At 69.6% G+C, this 4685-nt stretch carries 3 protein-coding genes; all 3 read right to left on the bottom strand.

What is annotated here, in order from left to right:
* Positions 1-503 (bottom strand): hypothetical protein (locus tag HKK72_RS36125; protein WP_222721587.1); only part of this gene is annotated, 503 nt, incomplete at its 3' end.
* A gap of 10 nt (positions 504-513) precedes the next feature.
* Positions 514-3228 (bottom strand): hypothetical protein, encoded by a 2715-nt coding sequence (locus HKK72_RS36120; RefSeq protein ID WP_222721586.1) that lies wholly within the window; start codon positions 3226-3228, stop codon positions 514-516.
* A gap of 158 nt (positions 3229-3386) precedes the next feature.
* Positions 3387-4685 (bottom strand): beta-galactosidase (locus tag HKK72_RS36115; protein ID WP_187238891.1); only part of this gene is annotated, 1299 nt, incomplete at its 5' end.

Here is a 4685-nt window from a genome sequence, read left to right as displayed (position 1 = left end):
GCGAGTTGCGTCTTGCGGGTGCAGACCTCCAGCGCCTCGAGCGTGAGGTCGGGCACGTACGACTGGATGCCCAGCATGTCGGGCTTGAGCGCGCCTCCGGGACTGAGCGTCCGGATCGCCTCGATGATCCGGACGGCCGGAGTGCCGGACTCGGGGTCGAGCATCTCGCGGATCTGTTTCACCTTGGCCGGCGACAGCGGATTGCGCAGATCCTCTCCGAGCACCCGCAACGCCATCTTGAGCACCGGGTCGGGCGGCTCCGCGGTGACCCGTGGATAGGCGGACTGGCCCTTCGGCTTCGCCGGCGTACCCCAGTGCTCGGTGATGCGGTCCAGCTGGTGCGTGACCCAGGTCGAGCCCGGGCGGGCCTCGAATTCCCGCTCGAAGTGGTAACGGACCCACAGCTCGGCCGCGAGGTACTCGAGCGTGGTGGGCCCCTCGTCACGCTCGGCCAGCAGTGTGCAGGTGTCCTCGTCGCGCAGGGGGTTCAGTGGGTCGGCCATGGCGCATCCCCTAGGACACGGTGCCGAGGTTGGAGGTGAGCGCGATGTCGACACCGGAGGACGGGGTGTACTCGTTCCATTCGGCGATCAACGCTCCCTTCGTGCCCGGCTGAAGGATGGGGAACGGGGCCGCGGTGCCGTCGTGCGGTCTGCCGAGCGCGCCGACCACGATGTGGGTGGAGTCGGGGATCGCGATGATCACCTGGCTCTCCTGGATGCGCCGTTCGTCGGCGACGTCGATGACCACGTGCGCTCCGACCAGGAAACCGGCGCTCGATTCGACCTTGATGTTCACCGGCCGCCCGGGCGTCACCGCGACGGCGGCGGTCGTGTAGACCGACTCTTCGAGCCGCACCGCGCTGCGCCCCGGGTTGGCCGGCGGGATGCCCGGGTAGTTCCGGCTGTCATAGGCCGCGATCTCCTGGGCGATGGTGAGGTATCGCGGATCGGGCTCGACCGGCGGGTCGGAGTCCTTGAAACCGCCTTCGGCGAAGGCGAGCCACCTTTCCTCCCAGCCCTGGCGCACGGTGAGGACGACGCGCGCGCTGCCGGCGCGCAGGAACGCCTGGCGGGTCGCGTCCGGGTGCTGGATCTGGCGGACGAAATCCCAGCTGGGCGGCACGTCCCAGAAGTAGGAGTACAGGAAGGTGACGACGTTCTCCCATTCGATGGCCTGGTTGATGAGACGCACCAGCTCCTCGTGCTTGCGCACCGTCGCCCACTGCAGCGCGCTCAGGCCGAGGCCGTTGCCGTCGAATCCGATGCCGTGCGCCAGATCGACGCCGGCCGCCGTGAACGCGTCGATGACCTCCTGCGGCATGAAGTCGAAATCCGGTCCGAGCAGGAAGCGGAGCACGCACTTCATGACCTCGTCGCTCTCCTCGCGGCGCAGGGTCAGGGTGTCGACGCTCGCGAGCTTCTCCTCCAGTGCGGCGATCTTGGTGGCGATCTCCTGCTGCCGTTCGTAGTACTGGGTCTGCGCCGCGTCACGCAGCGCGTTCCACACCTCGGCCTGCCAGGCGGTCCTGGCCTGCTGGCCCTTGGCCTCTTCGAGGGTGGCGACGACCTTGATCCAAGTCTGCCTGTTGTTCACCAGGCGGAACGAGATCGCGACCGGCCCGGTCGCGTGCAGGAGGAACCTCCCGTTCTCCTCGGTGGTCAGGTCGATCGGCCCGTGACTGCCCTGGGCCTCGTTGAACTCCGGAAGCTCCGATCCGAGCACCTTGAGGTTGTAGTTGAAGTCGCCGGTCCTGCTCTCGGAGGCGAACCAGAGGTTCAGGTTCTTGATCCAGTAGCCCTTCGGGATGTCGAGGGCGGGCGGCGTGAAGATCCTTGCTCCGTCGGTGTTGTCCGCCGTCACGTTGAAATAGGGGTCCGGCGGCGGTACCGGGAAATCCGGCACGACCGCGCCGTACCGTTCGGCCAGCACCCGGTAGTGCGGCTGCGACTCGCCCTCGAGCACCCGCTCGGTGACCGCGTAGTGCGGGACGTTGAACTGGAACGGCCCGATCTGCGACTTCAGGTCCTCGAGCTCCTTGTGCGCCTTCCGCAGCGAGGCCCCGGGCTCGGGTACGACGAGGTCGTAGGTCAGCCGCAGCCCGTGCCGGTAGAGCCGCACCCGCCACTTGCGCATCATGCTGAAGTAGTCGATGCGGACGGGGTCGGTCGGGCTCGGGTTCCGCAGCTTCCTGGTCGTGCTCTCCTCGCTGCCGGTGACCGTCTTGGTGGAGATGGTGACCTTGTGCTCCTGCTTCGCCCGTGCGGACGCCTTCTTCGTCAGGGCCGTGGCGTGCTTGGTGCTGGTGGTGGCCGACTGCGACCTCGAGTCCTGGGCGGTGAAGCCGGCCGATGACGATCCGGAGATCACCGGGATGCCGCCGGACACCGTTCCGGTGATGTTGAACTGGTTCGAGTGCTGCGCCTGCGAGGTCGTCGACTGCGCCAGCTCGGTGTTGTCGGTCACCCCGGTCTCGCTGGTGTTCTCCATCGAGTCGGTCACGATCGAGGTGAACTCCTTCGACTGCACCGACCATTCCTTGTGGGTGACGGCGGTCTCCTCCAGCGGCGCCAGCGGGATGGTCGCGATGAGCTCGCCGCGTTCGATTCCGGCCGGCGCCATCTCCAGCCGCTCGAGGTTCAGCATGCCGATCGGCGTCACCGCCGCATTGACCTCGAGTGCCTTGACGGCGACGACGGCGCTGTGCAACGCCTGCCGGCCCTGGCCGACTTCGGCCGAGGGCACCGCCCGCACGCCTTCGGCCCGTACCTCGTCCAGCCGTTCGGCGCCTTGGCGCCGCAGGTCGACCACGGCCTGCCCGAACGCGTGCAGCGCGGCGACGGAGACGTCGGCGAAGTCACCGGGCGGTGGCGGCGGAGAGAGCAGCGCGGGCCGCTCGAACGAGGCAAGCAGCTCCAGCAGAGAGTCCGGCACCACGGTGCCTTGAGCCCGGGCGGCGGTGCCCTCGGCCCGCAGGCGGCCGCGTACCGCGTCGACCTCGCCCGGCCGCAGGTCCAGCTGCCGTACGAACCCGGATTTGATCATTACCTGCCCGCTGGCCGGCGGAGGGAGCTCCAGCTGCACCAGGGTGGCCTTGGCCATCTCGCGCGTCGCGCTGGTCAGCACCGGTGCCGGCCCCGGCGGCGCCGGCGGACTCGGTGGTCCCGCGGCCTCCGCGATGGTCGATGTGTCGTTTCGTCGAGTGCTGGACACGTCCTGTGCCGTCATCTGCCCCTCCGCACGGCTCACCCTGCACACCGGCGCAGACCTGCCGTCGACCCCTGGCGCCGCTGTCCGGGCGACTGAGCGCCGCCCGCCCAAACCATCGCTCCGGCGACGGCCGCGGCACATGAGTACCCCCTACTCGAATGGCGGAGGGGCGCCGCTCACCGGCTGGTGACGAGCCGGAGGACCGCGACCGCGAGGGGTGCCAGATCGACCGCCTCGACGGTTCGCGAGCGATTCCCCAGCAGGTCGACCGCCGGCGTCGCAAGCGCGACGGAGGCCGGCTCACCCCCGTGATTCAGCAGGAACAGGTAGGAGTGTTCCGCGCCGCTGCGTACGACGGCCTGCACACCGGCCGGCAGATCGGGCAGCACGGGCGGCGCACCCGCGTCCGCACGGGCGAGATCGAGCACCGCGCGCATCGCCGGCGGTTCCGGCCGGGTGCCCAGATACCACGCGACGCCGTCCCCGTACTCGTGCCGGGTGACCGCCGGCCGGCCGGCGAGCTCGCCCTCGGCGAACGTCGCGACGACCTGGGCGCCTTCGGTCTCGATCCACTCCGACCAGATCGCCGCGGTGCGGCGCTCGCCCGCCAGGTCCAGCCGCACGGTCCCGTTCACGGGCAGGGGCCAGAACTCGTCGACCCGCAGCCCGAGCACGTCGCGGAGCGGCGCCGGATATCCGCCCAGGTGGACCCGCTCTTGTTCGTCGACGATGCCGGAGAAGAACGACACCACCAGGCAGCCGCTGGCTCGCACGTAGCCGGTCAGCCGGGCCGCGACGTCCGCGGACATCAGATAGAGGTTCGGCACCACGACCATCTTGTAACCGGACAGATCAGCGGTCGGCGGTACGACGTCGCAGGTCACGTGCGCGTCGAAGAGGGGTGCGTAATGCGCCCGGTGCGTCTCCAACAGATCGAGGACGCCGGGATGGGCGTCGCCCTCCACCGCGCGCCAGTTGTCCCAGTCGTGCAACAGCGCGACATCGGCGTGCACACGGGTGCCGGCCAGCTCTGCGACACCCGCGAGCTCCGCGCCCAGCTCCTTGATCTCCCGATGGGTCCGGGTGCCCGGCCCGCCGTGGGGCACCATCGCGGAGTGGAACTTCTCGGCGCCCCCGGCGGCCTGCCGCCACTGGAAGAACAGCACGGCATCGGCCCCCTGGGCGACCGCCTGCCAGCTCCACAGGCGCATGGCGCCGGCCGGTTTGGGCGCGTTGCGCTCACGCCAGTTCACCGCGCTCGGCGCCTGCTCCATCAGCAGCCACGGCTGCCCGGACCGGGCGGATCTGATCAGGTCGTAGCCGAAGGCCGCGTCGATGTGAGCGCGTGGGTCGTGGGGATCGGGGTAGCTGTCCAGGCTCACCACGTCTTGTTCGGCGGCCCATCGGTAGGAGTCGATCGGCTTGTGCACCAGCCCGGTGAAGTTCGTGGTGACGGGGACTCCGGGGGAGTGCCG

It is taken from the genome of Actinomadura sp. HBU206391, assembly GCF_014323665.1.
GTDB lineage: Bacteria > Actinomycetota > Actinomycetes > Streptosporangiales > Streptosporangiaceae > Actinomadura_C.
This window is presented reverse-complemented; position numbering and strand designations above follow the sequence as displayed.